Consider the following 20158-nt stretch of genomic DNA (forward strand, 5'->3'; position numbering starts at 1 on the left):
ATACCCACCCAGGTCTGGATCAACGAACCGAAACAGGAGACAGAGCCCGTACAACGGTATTCATAACATCAAACCGTCTTAGTTGACTTGACAACTTCCGCGATGAGGATGCGGGTGCCGGTCCTGACGCCTATCCCCGGCATCGACGTCAGGAGTTTGGAAAGAGGGTGGGCCTCCAGAAGGTCGGCGATCTGCCGTTCCAGGGCGGCGCGCTGTGCGAGGTGGGCGCGCAGTTGGGCGGCGAGGCCGGGCACGATGGTGGTGGCCGCGCCGGTGCCCGCGACGACGACGGTCTGCTCGTCGAGGGCGGTGAAGATGTCCTCGACCAGGCGCTCGGCCATCCTCGGTGCCTCGGGCCGGATCAGGGTGATCAGGCGGCGGCGTCCGGCTTTGCGGATCAGGGCCGGGGAGCCGTATCGCTCCAGGATGGTACGGCCGGGTGCTGGATGCGCGGGCCCAGGACCCGTTCCAGCGAGGGGTGGATCTGGGTGAGCAGTCCGCGTAGCCGGTTGGAGGTGCGGGTGACCTCGCCGGCGAGGTCGTCGTCGTATCCGGCGAGCATGTCCAGCTCGGCGATGGTCTCGTCGGTGGCGGCCAGGGCGCGCAGGGTGTGGGGCATGGTGCGGGCGGCGTCGGCGATGATGAACGCGTCGCGGGCGTCGGTTTTGGCCTCGCCGGGGTAGAGGTCGGCGATCCGGCGCATGGTCAGGCCGGGCAGGTAGGCGACCAGGCAGCCCGCGTCGCGGGCGACGGCCACCGGCAGGGCGCCGATGTTGGCGGGCTGGTCGACGACCACCAGCACGGTGCCGTACTTGGCGCTCAGCTTGTCGAACAGGGCCCTCAGCTTCGGCTCGCTGTTGGGCAGCCGCTTGTCGAAGACGGTCTTGCCGGCCGGGGTCAGGCCCCGCCCGTGGTGTTCGCCCTTGCCGACGTCCAGGCCGAGGAAGACGGCCACCTCACCGATCTCGATCACGTACAGCCTCCGCTGATGCGCTTGTTGCGTCCCCGGCCTTACCTGCGGCACCAGATGCCGGCATCCACGTTACAAAGGCCTGCCGTACCCGTCACCGAGTCGGCGGTCGTGCCCCTAATCAGCGGTCTACCGGTGCCTCCGGTGCCCGGTGACACCACCCCCCGGATCATGCGTACGACAGGGGGACTCAGTCATGCCGGGCCCGGAGGCCGGGAGCCCCATTTCGGGGCCACGAAAAAGGTAACGGGGGGTTTGTCCTGGTCGCTGAGGTGGTCGTGGTGGCCGTGTTGCTGACATGGGGTGAGAGATCTGGCTCGGGGCGACTGTCATGGGGTGTTACCGAGCAGGTGAACATGCTGTCGTGGGCGCGAGAGATCGCAACTCCTCGTTGGACGACTACGCGACCAACGTGCTGCACATGATCAATTGGTCCCACCGCCTCACGGTGCCTTGAGAATCACTCCGGCTCTCCCCGGACCAGTCTGATCCTCTTCGCGAACTCGCGGAACCCGCCTGGGGAGCGGAGCATCACGTCCCGGTACTCGCGTGCCTCGAAATCGAGAGAATCGAGGTCGACCTCGCGGGAATCAAGGTCGACCGAGCGGGGGCACAGGAAAGAGAAGAGCCACACGTGGGCAAGCGCATCCCGTTCCGGCATCGCATTCCAGTCGCGACCGCATGCATCAGCCAACGCGCCCAGGCAGAAGGCTATGGCGCGGCGCTCGTCCCCGTTCCATTGCTCGCTCAGCCACCGCTGGAAGTTCGCCCTGGCCTTCTCGACATCGTGTGGCGTGTGCTCGCCCCTGAGAATCCTTCTCACGATCACGGGCTGCGGCTCAGGCATGGTCACCATGGGCTCATGTTTTCGGTGTTCTCTGCTCAGGACAAGAGGGCAGACATCCGGCTCATCGTCGGCCTAGCTGTCTGGATATCGTCGGCCGCCCCGGGACGCTCGAGTGAGATCACCACCGCCCGCCGCAACAAGATCACCGCGCAGCTGCGCAAGGCCGGCCTCGGCGCGATCGCCGACCTCGGCTTCGTCGGCCTGGACGACGACCCCGACAACCCGGTGATCATCACTGGTCGCAAGGCGGCGCGCGGCAAGCCGCTGACCGCGGCCCAGAAGGAGGCGAACCGCCTGGTCAGCCGCGAACGCGCCGCCAACGAACACGGCTTCGCGAACCTGAAGGCCTGGCGCGTGCTGACCAAGGTTCGCATGAGCGCGGCCTACGCCACCACACTGCTGCGGGCCCTGCTCGTCCTGACCCAGCTCCAGAGCACCCGCTGACGGACGATCAAGACTGGTGATCATGCGGCACTGCCAGCACGAGTACACCCCACCGCCACCACACCAGCCCCCCGACCAGCAACTTCAGGATGAAACGAGCTCAGTGGAGTCAGAACCCACCTTCCGCTGGTCTCAACACTCGGGTCTGGCACAGATCTTGGGGAGCGGTCGCGGAGGGTCACGAGAGCAGGATCATCTTGCGGAGGAGTTCGAATCCGGCGCGCCCGTAGAGCTGCCTTTTGATCTTCTTGATGCGGTTCACGGCGCCTTCGGTGCCGCCCGAGTTCCAGGGCAGGGTGAGGCCGGCGGTGACGCGTCGAAGTCGTTGTTCATGCTGCGGGCGAAGCCGGCCAGTCCGGGCAGGTCGTCGTGGATGACGGCGTCGATCCAGTCGGGGAGCAGGGAGCCGAGGCGGCAGGTGAGGATCTCGCCGAAGTCGCGGATGTGCTGGTGGGCGGTCTCCAGTTCAGGGCATCGGGACAGGATCGCCTTGAGGTGTTGCCGGTCTTCCTCGCTGAGGGTGACGGGGTGGCGGGTGAGCCATCCGGTGACCTGGCGGACGCTCGGCGGTGCGGGGGCTGGGGCGGTTGGGGTGGGGCGGAAGGAAGCCAGGTAGTCGCGGACGGAGGCGTACCCGTCGGGGTAGCCCTGTGCGGTGATCTCGCGGTGCAGGGCGAGGGCGTTGGTGCACCCTTCTGACCAGCGGCGTTGCAGGTAGGGCTTGTAGGGATCGAGTTTGCTCGGCCGCGGCGGCATCCCGGTGATCATGTCCTGCCAGCGGGCGGCGTGCGCGTAGTTCAGCACGGTGCGCCGGCCCCAGCCGAGGTGCCGGGCGATCGCCCGGAGGCTGTGTCCCTGGGCGATCAGCTCGTGGACCTGGGCATGCGCGGCCCGTTTGCGTTCCGCCCGGCGCCCGGTGGGCACCGCGTCATCCACTGACTGGGTGTCCTCTACCGGCTGCGGCTGCGGGACGGGTTCGCGCAGGCAGGAGTGGTGTGCGCCGACGGTCTTCTCCACGGCCTGGCCGAGGTTCTGCCAGAGATGGAAGCGGTCGGCGACCTGGACCGCGTCCGGGGCGCCGCGCCGCGCGCCTTCTGCGTAGGCGCCGGCCCGGTCCCTGCAGATGATCTCGACGCCGAGGTGCTCAGCCAGCCAGGCGGCCAGCGGACCCGCCTCGCGACCCGGCAGCACGTCGATGACCTGATGCGTCTCACCGTTGGTGATCACAGTCGCGTACACATATCCGCGGCGGGTGGCGAAATCGTCCACCCCGAGGACCCGCGGCACTCCATGCTCGGGATCGGGCAGCGCCATCACCCGCCGCAGGAACGTCATGCGGCCCGCCACGATGCCGAAGGACGTGGCAAGCCGGGCCCCGGCCCGACCGGCGAGCGCCAGTCCGATCGCCTCCAGCCAGGCACCCAAGCGCCGCGTGCAGCGGGCGTACGGAGTGGTCAGCTGTGAGAACCCCTCGGCGAACGTCCGGCGGGCACACTGCTTGTTGTCGCAGATGAAACGGCGTACCAGCAGCGTGATGACCACGGGCCGGCCGCCCAGCGGAAGGTCGCGAACCCGCCGGAGGTAGCGATCGTGGACGCGGCCGCAGCACCGTCCGCAGTCCGGGCACTTCTCACGCGCCGCCCGACGGCGCCCGGTGATGCACACCAGTCCCAGAGACGACCGGGCCGTCTCGACAACGAGCTCGTCGTCGAGGCCCGCGAACACCAACGCGGTCCAGCAGGATTCTTCGAGGTCCATGTCCGACCGTCCGCACCCGTGCCCCCGCCCGCCACGGCCAGTTCCAGACCTGATGGAGCGTCACTGATGGTTGGGTAGGCGCGTCAACTCGATCGCTCGCACCGGCGCACGACGCTCCACTCGAACACGGTCATCACCCTCTGCGACCGCTCCCCAAGATCTGTGCCAGACCCCAGTTGTCACTGACACAGCCACAGCACGGTGACGGTGGCGTAGGTACACCAGTTGCGGCACAGGTCGTCAGGTTGCCGGGGCTGGCCAATAGCTGCCGCCCCGGAAGCGACGGCGTCGCGGTCGACGAGGACATCTCCGCGACAGCCAGATGGCCCGTATCACCGAGGTGGAACAGGAGGGATTTACCGCCGTCGTAGGGCGCGTTCAAAGACCCACTCCCTACCTTCTCTGTTGCACGTCTGTGATCGGACCACACCGACACGCGTGGGTCAGCCCGTCAGGAGGTGAGGATGCTGATGCCGTCTCCGAGCAGTTTCAGCCCGAGAACGAAGAACAGGGCTGCCATCACGGCGACGTTGTGCTGGGCTGCCCAGTCTTTCCAGTTGCCGAGCGTGGTTTTCGCTCGCTCTCCTCCGAGTAGGAAGACTCCCAGTGGGGCCAGCAGGCCGAGGGTGGCGATCAGGACGAAGATGGCTAGCGACGCGATCTGCTGCCCGACTGGCAGTCCGGCTGAGCCGATCGCGGCGCCCGCGGCGATGGTCAGCGGGGCGTTCTTGGCGTTGAGTGCGGCCAGGGCCGTTCCGAGGCCGAAGACCTTGACTGGCGTGAGGCGGTCGATCGCGCCCATCCACTTCGGTAGCTGGGCCTGCGAGGGATCCTTCGGGCGCCGGTGCCATTGCCGGGCGCCGAAGAGGACGAGGAGCACGCCCAGAGCGAGCTTGAGGGCTCCCACCCAGGTGGCCGGGTGATTGTGGGCGGAGGCACCTGCGGGGGAGGCGATCGCCAGCATCACCGCGCCCAGTGCCGAGAGTCCCAGGATCCAGCCGGCGGTGAACAGTAGTCCGTTGAGGCGTCCCCGAGGCGTGGCGAGTATGAGGATGATTGCGATGATCGGGAGCGGGCTGATCGCGACGCCGGCCGCAAGACCCAGCACGTCACCGAGAACTTTGCCCATCATTGCCTCCAGGTGCGGGTCAGGGTGGCGATCGAGTTGGGCCACGTTTGACGGGAGTTGGTGACCCGCCCGCCTGCATGCGGAGCCGTGGGACTGTCGTGGACGTGTCCGGGACGTGTTGGAAGGGCCCCGGAGCTGGGTCTGCGCCTCCGGAAGGGGTCCTTCTGGACGGCGATCCTTAGCGGTCTGCACCGTCCGGCGGTCGGCCGGATGTTCCAGACTGCTGAGCGTCTCGTCGCTCAATCCGGCTCACGGGGCAGCCGGAGCGGCACCGGGGGGTACGTGGTCGGCTGCGTGGCTGCCCTTCTCGGCCACGCGGAAGCAATTGCCCGAGAACGTGACGCCGACAAACTCGGCAATTCCATTCCATGTTCCTGCGCCCTTCCGAATCTGTCTTCGGGAGCTTCTCGGAGCGCGAGGGCTTTGGCCTGCTCGTTGCCGCGGTGGTGCCTCCATCGAGCTCGACAGTGAGCCGACACCCGAAAATGCTCTCTCTCGGCACCGTGACGGACAAGGCGCACCTCGACGGCATATCGGGCACGAACCGTAGCCGGCCGGTGTCGGGGAATGGTGAACCGATCGGGCTGGACCCCGCAGTGCCGGAGCTCTCGACAATCCGCCCCCGGGTCACCACATCACCCCGGGCCGGGGATGCGAGGCGGTGTGTGTGCAGTCAGGATGAAGAGGTGAGGGCGATGGCGCCTCGTATTCGAGCGCTTGGCGACCCTCGCACCGTTCTGTGGCAGGAGGATCTCACGATGACTGCGACGAAAGGTGCAACTCAGTCAGCTCAGCCCGAGCGCCCGGGCAGGTCGGATGGGGTCTGCGGCGAGTTCACCGTCTTTACCAAGATCAAGCCGGGCCATGCGGATGCGCTGCGTAAGGATCTCGCCACGCTCGCCAGCGGGGCGGATCGCGAGAAGACCCGTGCGGCGCTGCACCAGATCGGCACCCTGCACGACGCACGGTCCGTGATCTTCGACAACGACACCCAGTTTATGTTCGCCAGCGTCTTCGACGGCTCCTGGGACACCTACATCGACGACTTCGCCAAGACGGTAATCGGGGCGGAATTCGACAGGATGTTCTCGCACAGCGAAGGGTTCCCGGGCATCAGCGATCCGGGGGTGAAGGACTGGTTCGTCGCCCACCAGGCACCCGCGACGAGCTTCGTCAGCTCCTATCCCGACCTGACCGTTCAGCAGATCTGGAAGGACCAGCGAGTGGACGACGCGTTCCAGGACGTGCTGGACACCTCCGAGTTCCGGGCGGCGCTGGACAACCCGGCCAACGCCGAGTTGGTGGGCACGCCTGCCTTCCAGAAGCTGCTGGAGGAAGCCTCGGCCTAGAACCAGGACACAACCAACCCTCAGAGCCGACCCCACGTCTGTGGACCGCGTCGGCGGGCGCGGACCAGTCGCTGCCGGGCTGCCCGGGCAGAGACCGATGTGGAGGCACAAGCAATCATGAATGCGACGGCAAGCAGCAGCGCGGCCGGCGTGCGCGTCGAGATCGACGACGTCCAGAGCGGGGCCCTGCGTCCACGGCCCGTGCCGTACGAGGGAAAGTTCGTCTTCCTGCGCGTCGATGACCGCTATGCCGGGCGCGCCCTGCTGCGGCGGCTGCTCCCGGTGACCGCGGGCGGTCTGCCCAGCGTGGACCGGAGCCAGGATGCCTGGGTGGCTGTGGCGTTCACCTACCAGGGACTGAGGGCCCTGGGGGTGCCCCAGGAGTCGCTGGACAGCTTTCCGCGGGCGTTTCGTGAGGGCATGGCCGCTCGGGCGGAGCTGATCGGTGACGTAGGCGAGAGCGCCCCGGCCCACTGGGAGGCACCGTTCGGAACCGGCGACGTTCATATCGCGTTGAGCGTTCTCTCCTCCGATGCGGCGCAGCTGGACAAGGAGCTGCAGCGGGCCCGGGTCACCTACGAGGACACGCCCGGTGTCCAGGTGATCTTGCAGCAGGACGTCCACCAGCTCCCGACCGGGCGCACCACCTTCGGCTTCCGCGACGGCATCAGCCAACCGAACATCGAGGGCGTCGGACTGCCCGGTTCCAACCCGCAGGAAGCCCCCATCAAGGCCGGCGAATTCATCCTCGGCTACCCCGACGAAACCGGCAGCCTGCCGCCCATGCCCAGCCCCGACGTGCTGGGGCGTAACGGAACCTACGCGGCCGTGCGCAAGATCCACACCAACGTGGCGGCCTGGCGCCGTTACCTGCGCGCGAACACCTCCACCGCCGAGGAGGAGGCGCTCCTGGCGGCGAAGATGGTCGGGCGCTGGCCCAGCGGGGCGCCGCTGACGCTGACGCCGGAGCACGATGACCCGGAACTGGCGGCCGATCCGCACCGCGTCAACAACTTCCTGTACCGGGAGAACGACGATCGCGGCTTCCGGTGCCCCGCCGGTGCGCACATCCGGCGTATCAACCCCCGTGATTCCACCATCATCGGCGACGCGCGGATGCACCGCCTCATCCGCCGCGGCACCACCTACGGCCCGCCGCTGCCAGAGGGCGTGCTGGAGGACGACGGCGCCGATCGGGGCCTGGTCGGAGTCTTCCTCGGAGCACACCTTGAACGGCAGTTTGAATTCATCAAGGCCGAGTGGGTCAACGACGGCAACTTCATCGGCTACCCCGGCGAGAAGGACCCGGTAGCCGGGCATCATGACGGAACCGGCAGCGCCACCATCCCGGAGAAGCCGGTCCGGCGCCGCCTGCGGAACCTGCCCAGCTTCGTGGTTACCCGCGGCGGCGAGTACTGCTTCCTGCCGGGTCTGCGCGCCCTGCGCTGGCTCGCCGAGTTGGAGGGCTGAGGGCCTTCCTGCCCCCTGAGGCCCCACCACGGTCTTCGAGGAGAGGTCGACGTCATGGCAGCACCGTTTGTCCCCTACACGCCGGACGTCGAAGACGATGACCCGCACTTCGACCAGAACCTGCAGACGGTGATCGACAAGACCGAGAACTACATCGCCGACTCGGTCACGGCCGGTGGCACCGGACGGGCCCTCCGCGACGCCCACGCCAAGGGCTACGGGCTGGTCCGAGGGCAGGTAGAGATCCTGAACGGGCTTCCCCCCGAGTACGCCCAGGGCATCTACGCGACTCCGGGAACCCACGATGCGCTCATCCGCTTTTCCAACGGCTCGCCTCACGCCGGAGCCGACGCGCGACTGGGCAGCGCCACCGGACTGGCGCTGAAGATTTTCGACATCGACGGCCCAACCCTGCTGGAAGACGAACCGGACACAGGAACATTCGACTACGCCAACATCAACGCACCGATCTTCTTCTGCAACACAGTCGAGCACTACCTGTTCATCCAGGAACTGTTCCTGAACGCGGCGGCCTACTTTTCCCAGGGCCGACCCGGCGCACATCGCTTCTTTACCGAGTTCGTGACCGGAAAGGGAACTCTGGCCCAGGACGACTGGGCGTGGGATGAGTTCCTGGCCTTCCTTCGTCTGTCCAAGATCCCCCCGGTCAACGTACTGCTCTCGAGCTACTGGACGATGGGCGCGGTCAGGCACGGGGACTACATCGCCAAGGTACGCATCACCCCCGACCCGCACTTCGCCGCTGCGGTGATCCGGCGCGCCATCGACCCGGCCTCGGCGCCGGAGGTCTTCCGACCGGCCCTGCAAGCCGAGCTGCAGGAGCGGCCCTACGCCTTCGACATCCAGGTACAGCTCTGCACCGACCTTGAGCGCATGCCGGTGGAGGACACCACCGTTGAATGGCCCGAGGAGCTCTCGCCGTCCGTCACAGTGGCCAAGCTGCGGCTGCCACAGCAGGACATCTCCGGCCCGGAAAACCTGGAGAAGATGGACTCACTGTCCTTCACGCCCTGGCGGGTCACCGCCGAGCACGCGCCCCTGGGCAACATCATGCGTGCCCGCAAGGAGGTCTACCGGCGATCCTCCATCGCGCGCCACAAGCTCAACCAGCAGCCGCGCACAGAGCCCCGCAGCGCCGACGAGGTGCTTGGTGCTTGACCCGGCCCACCACGACCTCGCGGTAGGAGAGTGGCACGAGCGGCCCCTCCCCGAAACGATCAACCCGAAGATTGCCTCACGAGGACCGGCACTCAAGTTGACGATGCCGTCCGTACCCCTTGGCGTGTGCGTCGCACACCGCAAGGCCCGTGCCTTCGGAAGTCACCGATTTGGTTATGTACTGCTCCGTCTTCTTTGGTTATGTACTGCTCCGTCTTCGCGATCACCGTTCGGAGGTTCTCCTCGAACTGGGGGTCAACCGGTGCTTCCACGCCCGGGGGGCACGCGGTCAGCAGTACGGCAGGCGTGTCAGCCGGACGGTGACGGGAGGGTCTGTTCGGTCCAGATGGTCTTGCCGTCGGCCGCGTAGCGGGTACCCCAGACCTGAGCTAGCTGGGCGACTATGAACAGCCCGCGTCCGCCTTCGTCGATCGTGCGTGCGTGGCGTAGGTGCGGAGCAGCGGGGCTGGTGTCACGGACCTCGCTCGTGAGGGTGGTGCGGTCGTTGATCAGGCGCAGTTCTATGGGAGGGCTGCCGTGGCGGACGGCGTTCGTGACGAGTTCGCTGACGATGAGCTCGGTGTTGGAGGCTGTCTCCTCTTCCACGTTCCAGGTGGTGAGTTGGTTGCGGACGTGGCGTCGGGCGGCGGCGACGGCGGCGGGGTCGGCATCGATCTGCCAGGTGGCGACGCGGTCAGCCGGGAAGCGGCGTGCGCGTGCGAGGAGGAGTGCGGTGGCCGTCGAGCCGGCGTCGGTGGCAAAGGCGGAGAGGATGTCGTCGCGGACATCCTGAAGGGGGCGGTCAGCGCATTTCAGTGCTCGCTGGAGGATCCCTGGTTCGCTGGCTGGGTGCGAGGGCGTCGAGGGGCTTGTGACGGCCAGGGTGCCGCCTTCCGGTGTCCCGAAGGTGGTTGTGGCGAACGGTGTCCTGTCGGCGCCGCCCAGCGGAGGACCGGCCGCTAGGTCAGGGATCTTGGTGGTTCCGTCGGGGTGGGCGATGACGTAGGTCGGGCGGCCTGCGCTCGCGGCGGTGCAGGTGTGGGACAGGGGGTCGTAGACGGCGTAGGTGCACGTCGCGGCGAGCGCTTCGTGGTGCAGGGGGTCGCCCGGCGGCAGGGTTGCGCGCTCCGCCGCAAGCAGCGTTACCGTGTCGTCCAAGCGCGCAAGGAGTTCGTCAGGTCCCAGGTCGAACGCGGCCAGGGAGCGGACGAGGGTGCGCAGCTGCCCCATGGCCGCGACGGCGTGGATGCCCCGTCCGGCGACTTCGCCGACGACCAAGGCGGTGCGGGCGCTGGACAGCGCGATGGTGTCGCACCACCCCACTCCGCCCTCGGAGGGAACAGGCGTGCCGACGGTTTCCAGAGCGGTGTGAGGGACGGGGCGGCCCGGAAGGTGGTGGCGTTCCAACGCCGCGGCGATGGTGTGCTCTCGCGTGTAACGGCGGGCGTTGTCGATGCACAAGGCGGTGTGGTTGGCCAGGTCGAGCGCGGGTGCGATGTCGTCTTCGTCGTACGGATCGCTTTGCCCGGTCCGGTAGAGGCTGATCAGGCCGAGCACGGTGCCGCGCAGGGTCATCGGGGCCAGCAGGAGCGTGTGGGCCCCGGATGCTCGGATCGCTTCGGCACGGGCGGGGTCGGCAGCCAGCCACGGCAGGTCGTCGTTCAGGCTGAGGACACGGGGACGCAGGTCGGTCAGGGTCTGCGTGTAGGGGGTGGGGGCGGGGATGTCGCGCACGTCTCCCACCGGATGCGCCTGCGGGGCATCCTCAGCTCTGCTGCGAAATGCGGCACGGCGCAGCGGGACGCCGGGGGGAAGCGGGGAGAGAGGGGGTTCGTCGCCCCGCATCGCGCTGTCCACCACTTCCACAACGGCGGTATCGGCGAATCCCGGCACCACGATGTCCACGAGTTCTCGGCAGGTCACCGCTACATCGAGGGTTCTGCCCACGTTTTCGCGGGCTGCGGCGAGGATGCGTGCGCGGGCCCGCGCCCTTTCCCGATCCGTGACATCAACCACCGCCGCTGCGAGGCCCAGCACTGCCCCGTCCTCGCCTTGAAGGCGAAAGACGGAGACCGCGTACAGGCGTTCCTGCGCCAGGTCGGCCGTCGGACGAGCGCGCACGATGCGGCCGATCAAGGGAACGCCGCTCTCCAGCACCTCGCGCACGAGCTTCTCAGTTTCGTGAGGTTCGACGAGCCCGTATGTCTCCGTGAATCGCCGCCCAACGATGTCCTCCGCGCGCCAGCTCCGCGCGCCCAATCCTGCAGTGTTGAACCGCAGGACCCGCAGCTCGGTGTCGACCAAGTGCAATCCCACCGGCGACTGTGTGAAGAGAGCATCCAGCAATGCAGCGTCTGCATCACTCCTCGGAGTAACTGCGTCACTCTGTGCCAAAGGGGATCGCCTCCTGAGCGTGCTCGGCAGAGGTCCCCCCTGTCGGGCCATAAGAGCCTTGCTCTTCAGGTTTATAGCGACTCAGTTGCTGTCGCGAGTTGACCCGGCCGGAACGAGGTCACGAAGGAGGCGGTCTGTGAGGCGATCCAGCCCGTGCACTGCCTCGACTCATACTGGACATGCCAGCAATCTCGATAGATCCGTGCCAGCTGTGCCAGCCGTGACCAGGCCAGAGGTCGGCGGAATCGCGCGAGGACCTTGGCGTACACGTGGAAGAGAACGGCGAGGCTGTGGCGGGCGCGGCGAGCGCATTCCGCCGGGTCGACGCCAGAGCTGAGCCAGAAGGAGATACCGGCATGACGGCAGCCGCGCACAGAGCCCCGCAGCGCCGACGAGTAACTGATCACCCCGGCCGGGGCGTCCGTCGACGCCCCGGCCGTGTCGCAACTCGGCTCGCTGTCTGATCTGCTCAGACCTGCCGTGACCCCGCCGCGGGCCGACCACGTCGCGGAGGCGATCACGGGCGGGGCCGGCTCGGGCACCGGGGCGCGCGAGGCCGCCACGGAACGCGCGGTCCTGCGGATGGTCGCCCTCGGCGTCCCCGCGGCCCAGGCGGCGCGCTTCGGGTACGCCGGCGGCTGGCTCGGGCGACTGCTCAGCGCGTTCGCGGAGTAGCGCGGCGCGGATTGTATGGTGCGTCCTATGCCGGACGCCCCGCCCCGCCCCGAGCCATTCACCCCGCAGACCGCCCCCGCGGCGCTCGAGGACCTCCGGGCGCGGCTGCGCGCGACGCGCTGGCCGGACACGCCCGAGGACGCCGGGTGGTCGCTCGGGACCGACCTCGCCTACCTCCGCGAGCTCGTCGCCTACTGGGCGGACGGGTTCGACTGGCCGGCGCAGGAGGCGGCGCTCGCCCGGCTCCCACGCTTCCGCGTCCCGCTCGGCGGCCTCGGGATCCACTTCGTGCACGTCCGGGCCGCAGCCCCGGCCGGGCCCGTCCTGCCGCTGGTCCTCAGCCACGGCTGGCCGGACTCGTTCTGGCGCTACACGAAGGTCATCCCATTCCTCACCGACCCCGGCTCGCACGGCGCCGATCCCGCCGACGCGTTCGACGTGGTCGTGCCCGACATGCCGGGTTACGGGTACTCCGACCGCCCCACCGGCCCACCCCTCGACTCCATCGCCGTCGCGGGCCTGTGGGCCCAGCTCATGGACGTCCTTGGCTACGCGCGGTTCGGCGCGGCGGGCGGGGACATCGGCAGCCACGTGAGCCGCTACCTCGGGCTCGAGCACCCCGACCGGGTCGTGGCCGTCCACCGCATGGACGGGGGCCTGCCCGTCTTCACCGGCGACCCGGCGGACCTCACACCCGAGGAGCGCGCCTGGTTCGAGGGCGCCGCGGCCTGGGGCGCGAGCGAGGGCGCCTATGCCGCCATGCACCGCACGAAGCCCCAGACCGCCGCCTTCGGGCTCACCGACTCGCCGGCCGGGCTCGCCGCGTGGATCGTCGAGAAACTCCGGGCGTGGAGCGACTGCGACGGAGACGTCGAACGGCGCTTCACGAAGGACGAGATCCTCACGAACGTCACGCTCTACTGGCTCACGAGGACGATCGGCTCGTCGATGCGCATGTACCGTGCGAACGCCGCGATCCCGCCCGCGCAGCACGCCCGCCGGGTCGAGGTGCCGTCCGGCTTCTCACTCTTCCCCGGCGACATCGTCCGCCCGCCCCGGGCGTGGCTCGAGCGCACGGCGAACGTCGTGCGCGTGACCGAGCCCGCGCGCGGCGGGCACTTCGCGCCGTTCGAGGAGCCCGAGCTCTACGCGGAGGAGCTGCGCGCGTTCTTCCGCCCCTACCGGGCGGCGGCGACGGGCTGAGGGCGCCGCCGCGCGCGGGCGCGGCTGGCAGGTCTCGCAGACGTAGGTCCGCGGCCGGCGGCGATCATCTTCACCATGGTGCTCCCGCATCGCACGCACGGCTCGCCCGCGCGCAGGTGGATGAGGAACTCGTTCTGGAAGGCGTCCTGGACGCCGTCGGGGTGACGGAAGTCGTCGATCGTCGCGTCGCCTGCGGCGAGGCCGGCACCCGCGACGCTGACGCGGGCGCAGCTCCAAGCCTGCCTCGCTCCCATTTGGGCTCATCCGGCGGTCCGCTTGAGCTCGGAGGGATCCGCAACAACATGAGGTTGGAGAGCGCAGTACTGCTGCGCGCGGGACGCTGCGGCGCGCGACCCGCCCTATCCTGGTCGTTGCGGGCGCGGGGCCTTGCACGCATGGAGGGCACCCGTGAGGCTGCGCGAACTGGTCATCGACGCCTGGTCGTGGATCAACTACAAACCGGCCATGGCCGACCCGCACGGCCCCGTCCACCGGGCCTTCCCCGAGATCAACCACTCGTGGGTGCCCGAGCCGGACCGGCGGCGTTTGGCCGTCTACAAGCTTTTGGCCGCCTACGACAACAACCAGGCCGGGCAGCTCGCCGCCGTCACCGGCGACCATCACGGCCTGGAGCGCCGCGAGTTGGGCGATCCCTCCAAGCTCATCGACACCACCCTCGGGTATCTGCTGGGCGCGGAGCAGACCATCGTGGTGCCCGGCGCCGACCATGCCGGGAACGACAAGCCGTCCGCCGGCGCCGCACAGGCAGCCGACCTGCAGGAGCGGCTGCGCGCGTGGGCGGACAAGGAGCTGTGGCCGCTGCGGATCCAGCAGGCCGAACGCTGCGCGGTGCGCTGCGGCGACGGCGTGTTCACCCTGGCGTGGGAACCGGCCAAGCAGCGGGTGCTGCTGCGCACCTTCGACCCGGGGTTCTACTTCCCCGAGTGGGACGACGGCGAGCAAGACAGCTCCGAATACCCGGCGCGGGTGCACTTCGCGTGGGAGCTGCCTGCCGACCCGGTGCGCGGGTTGAAAGCCCGGCTGCGGCGCATCACTTACGAGCTGGGGGCGATCGGTGCGGCGACTGCGCCCGGGGTCACCGAGGACGGCCGCGCGATCCGCGAGCAGGTCGTGGGCGCCGAGGGCGACCCGGTGCTGACCGTCGGCGACACCCTCGATGCGGTGACGGGCAGCGTGCAGCGCACCTACCCGTGGGCGCCTGGCCGCCCGTCCACCACGACGTGCTACCTGTCGGACGCCGAATGGCTGCTGGAAGACCTCGGCGCAGCCCACGACCTGTACTCGCTGCCCCCAAACAAGGCGGCCTACCGGGTCCGCTCCGACGGGCAGGTCCTGGACCGCCTGGACCTCATGGTGGACTTCATCCCCGTCGTGCACGTCCCGAACACGATCCCCGACGGCGGCGAGCACTGGGGCAAGTCGTCACTGGGCACCGTGCTGCAGCTGCTGGACGAGCTCGCCGCCACCGACACCGACAGCGCGTCCGCGTCCGCGACGACCGGCACCCCGATCGTGTCGCTGGCCGGCGCACGCCTGCCCATCGACCGCACCACCGGTCAGCCGCTGCCGGTGCGCGTCGAAGCCGGGACGGTGTGGCAGCTGTCCGACAGCGGGCGCATGGACGCCTTGGACACCTCGGCGCAGCTCGCTGAACTGCGCCAGCGTATCGACCACATGCTGACCCGGCTCGCCGCGAACACGCGCCTGACCACTGCCGGGCTCGGCAGCCTCGACCCCGCGTCGGTGCCGTCCGGGTACGCGCTGCAGCTGGCGCTCGGCCCGCTGGATTCCCTGGTCGGTGCGATGCGCCTGGCCCGCGCCCACAAGTACCAGCTGCTGCTGCGCCTGGTGCAGCGCCTGCACCAGGCCGGGCAGGCGTGGCCCGCCGGCGAGTCGCTGCCCGCACGCCTGGTGTGGGGCGCACACACCCCCACCGACCGCACCACTATCCTCGCCGACGTCGTTTCGGGCTACGGCGCAGGCGTGTTCTCCCTGGAGACGGCGGTTCGGATGCTGCAGGAAGCCGGATACCCCATCGACGAGGTCGCCGAGGAGATCGAGCGCATCCAGAAACGGGCGTTCGACCAGGCTGCCCGGCTGGCGGACGCGACCGGCGACAACGCGGCCGTGCGCGAGTACCTGCAGTTGCCCCCGGCCGACCCGGGCGTGCTGTCGGTGCCACTTATCCCCGCGCAGGCCAGCCAGCAGCCTGCCAGCCCGGCCCTGCCGGCGGAATTGCCCCCGTCGGGGCATACCGGCGGTGAGGGGCTGACAGGTCCCGGCCCGCGATAAGAGGGCGCTTCGTACCGTGCCGTCTTGGCTTCCGCGAGGTTCAGGGTGCTTCCTTCGGGGACTCCAGGGCGTGGCGTACCGCCGCTTCCACTGCCGGGTCGTTACTGCACGGGGCCCCCTTAGGCGACAGAGGCTGTAGCGGCCTTGATGATGGCGTCCGCAGAGGGCCAACACGGTGAGATCGCTACTGCATTCGACGGACTTCTGATACCTGGTCGGATTTTCCGACTGATTCCACGGCATCAAGGAGAGTCATGAGACGTATGCACATAGTGCGGTTTCTGCTGGGGGCAGTGCCCCTGGCGGCGAACCTGGCCTTCATCCCCGCCGGTGCGAACGCCCGGGCAGCAGACGCCGGAGACCAGCGGTCGCCGGCCACCGCCCCTGCAGCGGGCCAGGAGGGGAAGGCGGTGGCGTCCGAGCGCGTCTGCAGTCCCTCGCCGGGCGAGGTCGCGTGTCTGGCCCTGCTGCGAACGGACCTCCCGGCGATGGCAAACTCGTGGTCGGGTAGCAGCGACCCGCCCGGCTACCACCCCCGCGACATCCGAAGTGCCTACCGACTGCCCCTCTATGCCGGCTTCGGGCGGACGGTGGCGGTCGTCAGCGCGTTCAACAATCCCAACGCCGAGAGCGACCTGGCGGTCTATCGCCGTACGTTCCATCTGCCGCCGTGCACCACCGCCAATCGCTGCTTCCGGAAGATCAACCAGAAAGGCGGCAGGACACCGCCACCGCTCACCAATCCTGGCTGGGCGACTGAGAGCGCCCTTGGCATCGAGGCCGTCAGCGCCGCCTGCTCCTACTGCAAGATCCTGCTCGTCCAAGCCGACACCAACTCCGTCACGAACATGCTCACGGCGGTGGCTCGAGCCCGCACCAAGGGCGCGAAATTCATCTCCATGCCCTGGGGCCTACCGGAGAACGCTTCCCAGCTCGCCCTTGACCAGACCTACTTCAACTTCCCCGGTATCGCCTTCGTCGCCGCCTCCGGCAACGGCGGCTTCTCCGGCTTCGTCTATCCCGCCGCATCCCAGTACGTCACCGCTGCCGGGGGCACCCGCTTGGACCGCTCGTCCAAGCCGGTGCCAGGCCCGCAGAAGTCGCGTTCCGGCTGGTACGAGAGCGCCTGGAGCAGCTCCGGCTCCGGCTGCTCCCGGTTCCAGCCCAAGCCGCCGTTCCAGACCGACCCCGGCTGCCCCATGCGCACCGTCGCCGACGTCTCCGTGCTCGCCGACCCGGGCACCGGCTTCGCCCTCTACAGCACGTTCAGCTCCCCGGGCTGGAGGGTGGTCGGCGGCACCAGTGTGTCCAGCTCGCTTATCGCCGCCATGTACGCCCTGGCAGGCAACCCCGGTCGGGTGGACCGCCCCAACTCCTATCCGTACGCGCGCCGCTGGGCGTTCTGGGACATCAACCAGGGATCCACCGGGTCCTGCGGTGGCTCCTACCTCTGCACTGCCAAGATCGGCTATGACGGACCCACCGGCGTCGGCAGCCCCTGGGGAGTCTTCGGCCTGCGGCGCTGACAACGCGTGCCCGCCACGCGCCCGTGCGGAGGGCATGGCACGGGGAACCGCGGCAATCACGGCGAAGAGGCCACTCCCCCGAAGGCCGGTGAGCCGTGGACCGCAGAGTCCGACCTGATCACACGACTAGACTTGCCACTCAATCTCGACCAGAACCGGCACAACGAGTTCCACCCCCAACTCAAGGCGTGTCGATGCAAGGTGGGCGTGGCGTTCACCGCTATTCGCCCTGCTTCTCAGCGAGTTCATGTCTGTTGCCAAGGAACGCGCCGCGGAGGCCTACGGCCCGCCGTCGAAGAAGCCGGACTTCAGGTCCCCGATGATGGCGTCGAGTGGGTGCCCACTGACGATGAACGGTCCACTCCAGGGCGCGCTGAGTGCGAAGAGCAACGCCAGGCTCAGCCCGACCACACTCGCAACGCCCACGATGAGCAGTGACGTTCGCAGGCTGCTGCGGAAGATCAGTGCGCCGGCGTTCACGATCAAGGCGAGTCCGCCGGCCACAAGCGTGACGACGTAGAGCGTGGGAACCTCGCGCGAGGCGGCCGCGACGCGGGCGCGACGACTGCTGGTGACGCTGTCCAGGGAAGTCAGCAGCTCCGTGCTCGCCGGGGTTCCCAGCTCGGGCCGGGTCGCCTCGGCGCGCACGCTCCGCTCCAGCCGTGCGATCGCGCGAGCGGTGGCCGGGTCGTCACCGGACGCCGCTGCCGCACCCTCCCATTCCCTGACGCGCGTGGTCTGCAGGTAGTCCAGCAGTGCCGCATGGATCGGCTCCGAGTGGGCTCGCGGACTTGTCGCCGCCCACGCCAGGCGGGAGGCCGCGGCCGCCTCGTCGCTCACCAACCCCTCTGCTGCGCGCAGGTAGCCGGCCTCGCTGGCCAGTGAGAGTGCCGCAAAGATCGCGAAGGCAGCGCCGAGTGTGGGCATCAGGGGCGCGGCGATCTGCGGCACCCGGTCGTGTTCCCCGGCCGGTACGAGCGCCCGGATGCCGACCCGCGCCACGGCCGCAACCAGTAAGGCAATGAAGAGCCAGCCCACAACCAGCACCACCGCCGGCAGCGAGGTCAGCCAGCTCACCACATCACCTACAGAGCCTTCCCATGAGCGTCACACGGCGGTGACACATCGGCCCCCGCGACCTGGAGCTCCTCGTCGATCACTTTTAATGAACGCTCCATGATCACAGGTCGAAGACCTCCGATGCTCGCGACACCCGGCACGGTGTCCTCGCTTCGTTGGCCAAACAGCCGAGTACGGCCCAGTACGAGGCTGTTCGGCCGCCTTGCGATGCACCGCACCGGACGCCGCTCGTTATCCGCCCAAGGTTGCGAGACGCGCCACTGGAGCTACGGATCAGAGGGTGCACCGCGACGAGGCGGCCGGCGCCGACAGAAGGCCGGGCCGTCTCAGGTTCCGTCTCATTCGCCAGCGTCCGGAACCCTCCACCCCGGTACGGCAGCAGGCCCCACCGGCATCGCCGAACGGGCTTGGACGCAGGTGATCGGCCAGGGTTGGGCCACTGACCTGCACCAACAGACTTGGAAAGCGTGTTGACAGGGGCTGGAAACGCGCGCCTGCGCGAGCAGAGTTGAGTCTCCCAGCGCAGGTACATCACGGAGTCGATCCGAACTCAGATCTCGGCAGCAAGAGCGTCGATGAGGACGTGCAAGCTCAGCAGCGCGCCGTCGGCGCCGGTGTCTTCGAGCGCCGGGACCGCCAGGTCGAGGACACCGACAAGCCGGTCCTCGTGAACGGCTGGCGGCAGCTCGCGCAGGCTTGCCCGGAACGAATGCGGGTTCCACCGCACGCGGGCCAGGCCGTCGGCGAGTTCCCGCTCTTCGGGCACCGGCGCTTACGTCCCAGCCTGGTACTCCTCCATCGAAGACTGGGCGGCATATTCCAGGGCGCTGGCTTTCCGGGTCGTCGTCACGAACTACCCGACGACATCCGGCCGCTGACGGCACGGCGCGGCTGCCCGGCCCTGGGCACGGACGTAGTCGAGGGGCTGGCACGTTGTTACACGTGAGCGGGCGTCGTTCGGGTGGTGGCGCGGGGTGGCGTGTGGGGTGGGTGAGGGTGGCGGGGTCGGGGAAGCGTGGGCGCCGCCGGGGTGGGGGCAGAGGCCACGTGATGACCCGTCGGGTGTGGCGGGATGCGTGGACCCTGCAAGAGACTGTTTCCGTCATGTCCTGCTTTGGTAACGCAAACGGTGTCTTTCGGGATGTGGCGGCGTGCGGCCATGAAAGTGATGTTCCTCGGCACAACGCCGGGACTTACGCACCATCGGCACGGCTGCTTCCGTGCCCGCACGAAGGGGGATCCGCATGTCCCATCTCATCACCGCCTTGGCCGCCACCGCCCTGGCCTCCAGCGCGCTCGTCGCGGCTGCCACCCTGCCGGCCACAGCCGCCGGCCATGACGATCACGACCGCTACGAGCAGCGTTCGTCTGTCGTGCTCGGCTCCGTCCAGTACGACAGCCCCGGCTGGGACAACCGCTCCAACCGCAGCCTGAACGCCGAGTGGGTCACCGTCACCAACACCGGCCGGTACGCGGTCAACCTCAGCGGCTGGACCCTGTCCGACGCCGACCACCACACCTACCGCTTCGACCACGTGCGCCTTGCGGGCCGGGAGTCGGTGCGCGTCCACACCGGCACTGGTCGCGACACCGACCACGACCTCTACCAGGACCGCCGCGCTTACGTCTGGAACAACGACACCGACACCGCGACCCTGCGTGACGACCGCGGACGCACCATCGATGTCACGTCCTGGGGACGCCAGGGCGGCGGCCACCGCCACTGACCGGAAAACTCAACGGTCAGATGGGTGCGGCGGGATAGCCCCGCGACGCTCGTTGTTTGTCGGGGGCTGTTTCGGTGCTGGGGTTGGCTGTCAG

At 68.7% G+C, this 20158-nt stretch carries 16 protein-coding genes and 2 pseudogenes; 10 read left to right on the forward strand and 8 right to left on the reverse strand.

All coding sequences use genetic code 11. From position 1 onward, the window contains the following. Window positions 1–101: 101 nt before the first annotated feature. Together EFK10_RS13725 and EFK10_RS13730 are read right to left on the reverse strand one after the other, a co-directional pair. Window positions 102–973, reverse strand: a pseudogene (locus EFK10_RS13725) (IS110 family transposase); the annotation flags it as partial. Window positions 974–1430: 457 nt separating this feature from the next. Beyond that, complete coding sequence (locus tag EFK10_RS13730; protein WP_127355991.1) at window positions 1431–1817, reverse strand: hypothetical protein; 387 nt, start codon at window positions 1815–1817, stop codon at window positions 1431–1433. 15 nt (window positions 1818–1832) lie between these two features. On the opposite strand from EFK10_RS13730, the gene EFK10_RS13735 reads away from it, so the two are divergent. Next, the gene (locus EFK10_RS13735; protein ID WP_127355992.1) at window positions 1833–2261 is read left to right on the forward strand and encodes a transposase family protein; all 429 of its coding nucleotides are present in this window, start codon (window positions 1833–1835) and stop codon (window positions 2259–2261) included. Between the two features lie 258 nt (window positions 2262–2519). Here EFK10_RS13735 and EFK10_RS13740 read toward each other — a convergent pair whose 3' ends face one another. Continuing rightward, on the reverse strand, window positions 2520–4019 hold the full coding sequence (locus EFK10_RS13740) for an ISL3 family transposase (RefSeq protein WP_240677204.1): 1500 nt from the start codon (window positions 4017–4019) through the stop codon (window positions 2520–2522). Window positions 4020–4470: 451 nt separating this feature from the next. Next, window positions 4471–5148, reverse strand: a complete 678-nt coding sequence (locus EFK10_RS13745; RefSeq protein ID WP_127356003.1) for a GAP family protein — start codon at window positions 5146–5148, stop codon at window positions 4471–4473. Window positions 5149–5516: 368 nt separating this feature from the next. Here EFK10_RS13745 and EFK10_RS13750 point away from each other — a divergent pair, with 368 nt between their 5' ends. The 3 genes from EFK10_RS13750 to EFK10_RS13760 all read left to right on the forward strand — a co-directional run bounded on the left by EFK10_RS13750 (window position 5517) and on the right by EFK10_RS13760 (window position 9146). Then, window positions 5517–6497, forward strand: a complete 981-nt coding sequence (locus tag EFK10_RS13750) for a hypothetical protein (protein ID WP_240677205.1) — start codon at window positions 5517–5519, stop codon at window positions 6495–6497. 117 nt (window positions 6498–6614) lie between these two features. Next, window positions 6615–7967, forward strand: a complete 1353-nt coding sequence (locus EFK10_RS13755; protein WP_127355993.1) for a Dyp-type peroxidase — start codon at window positions 6615–6617, stop codon at window positions 7965–7967. Window positions 7968–8021: 54 nt separating this feature from the next. Further along, window positions 8022–9146, forward strand: coding sequence for a catalase family protein (locus EFK10_RS13760; protein WP_127355994.1), 1125 nt, complete (start codon window positions 8022–8024; stop codon window positions 9144–9146). Window positions 9147–9455: 309 nt separating this feature from the next. Here EFK10_RS13760 and EFK10_RS13765 read toward each other — a convergent pair whose 3' ends face one another. Further along, entirely contained in the window at window positions 9456–11591 is a 2136-nt protein-coding gene (locus EFK10_RS13765) for a SpoIIE family protein phosphatase (RefSeq protein ID WP_127355995.1), read from the reverse strand. 387 nt (window positions 11592–11978) lie between these two features. Here EFK10_RS13765 and EFK10_RS13775 point away from each other — a divergent pair, with 387 nt between their 5' ends. Together EFK10_RS13775 and EFK10_RS13780 are read left to right on the forward strand one after the other, a co-directional pair. After that, window positions 11979–12215, forward strand: a complete 237-nt coding sequence (locus EFK10_RS13775) for a hypothetical protein (RefSeq protein ID WP_127355996.1) — start codon at window positions 11979–11981, stop codon at window positions 12213–12215. A gap of 27 nt (window positions 12216–12242) precedes the next feature. Continuing rightward, window positions 12243–13418, forward strand: a complete 1176-nt coding sequence (locus EFK10_RS13780) for an epoxide hydrolase family protein (protein ID WP_127355997.1) — start codon at window positions 12243–12245, stop codon at window positions 13416–13418. On the opposite strand, the gene EFK10_RS13785 is transcribed toward EFK10_RS13780, so the two are convergent. Next, a complete protein-coding gene (locus EFK10_RS13785; protein ID WP_127355998.1) occupies window positions 13394–13672 on the reverse strand; it encodes a hypothetical protein in 279 nt (92 codons plus the stop codon). The genes EFK10_RS13780 and EFK10_RS13785 overlap by 25 nt on opposite strands. A 154-nt stretch (window positions 13673–13826) precedes the next feature. Between EFK10_RS13785 and EFK10_RS13790 the strand changes: the two genes are divergently transcribed. The 3 genes and pseudogenes from EFK10_RS13790 to EFK10_RS52615 form a co-directional block, all read left to right on the forward strand. Continuing rightward, complete coding sequence (locus EFK10_RS13790) at window positions 13827–15731, forward strand: hypothetical protein (RefSeq protein WP_127355999.1); 1905 nt, start codon at window positions 13827–13829, stop codon at window positions 15729–15731. Between the two features lie 254 nt (window positions 15732–15985). After that, complete coding sequence (locus EFK10_RS13795; protein WP_240677207.1) at window positions 15986–17257, forward strand: S53 family peptidase; 1272 nt, start codon at window positions 15986–15988, stop codon at window positions 17255–17257. A gap of 6 nt (window positions 17258–17263) precedes the next feature. Then, window positions 17264–17446 (forward strand): annotated as a pseudogene (locus EFK10_RS52615) (hypothetical protein); the annotation flags it as partial. 90 nt (window positions 17447–17536) lie between these two features. Here EFK10_RS52615 and EFK10_RS13800 read toward each other — a convergent pair. Next, complete coding sequence (locus EFK10_RS13800; RefSeq protein WP_127356000.1) at window positions 17537–18334, reverse strand: bestrophin-like domain; 798 nt, start codon at window positions 18332–18334, stop codon at window positions 17537–17539. A 553-nt stretch (window positions 18335–18887) separates the two neighbouring features. After that, entirely contained in the window at window positions 18888–19103 is a 216-nt protein-coding gene (locus EFK10_RS13805) for a hypothetical protein (protein WP_127356001.1), read from the reverse strand. A gap of 478 nt (window positions 19104–19581) precedes the next feature. Between EFK10_RS13805 and EFK10_RS13810 the strand changes: the two genes are divergently transcribed. Next, entirely contained in the window at window positions 19582–20064 is a 483-nt protein-coding gene (locus EFK10_RS13810) for a lamin tail domain-containing protein (protein WP_127356002.1), read from the forward strand. The last annotated feature ends 94 nt before the right edge of the window (window positions 20065–20158 follow it).

Source organism: Streptomyces soli, assembly GCF_003999195.1.
In the GTDB taxonomy this organism is placed as follows: Bacteria; Actinomycetota; Actinomycetes; order Streptomycetales; family Streptomycetaceae; genus Actinacidiphila; species Actinacidiphila soli.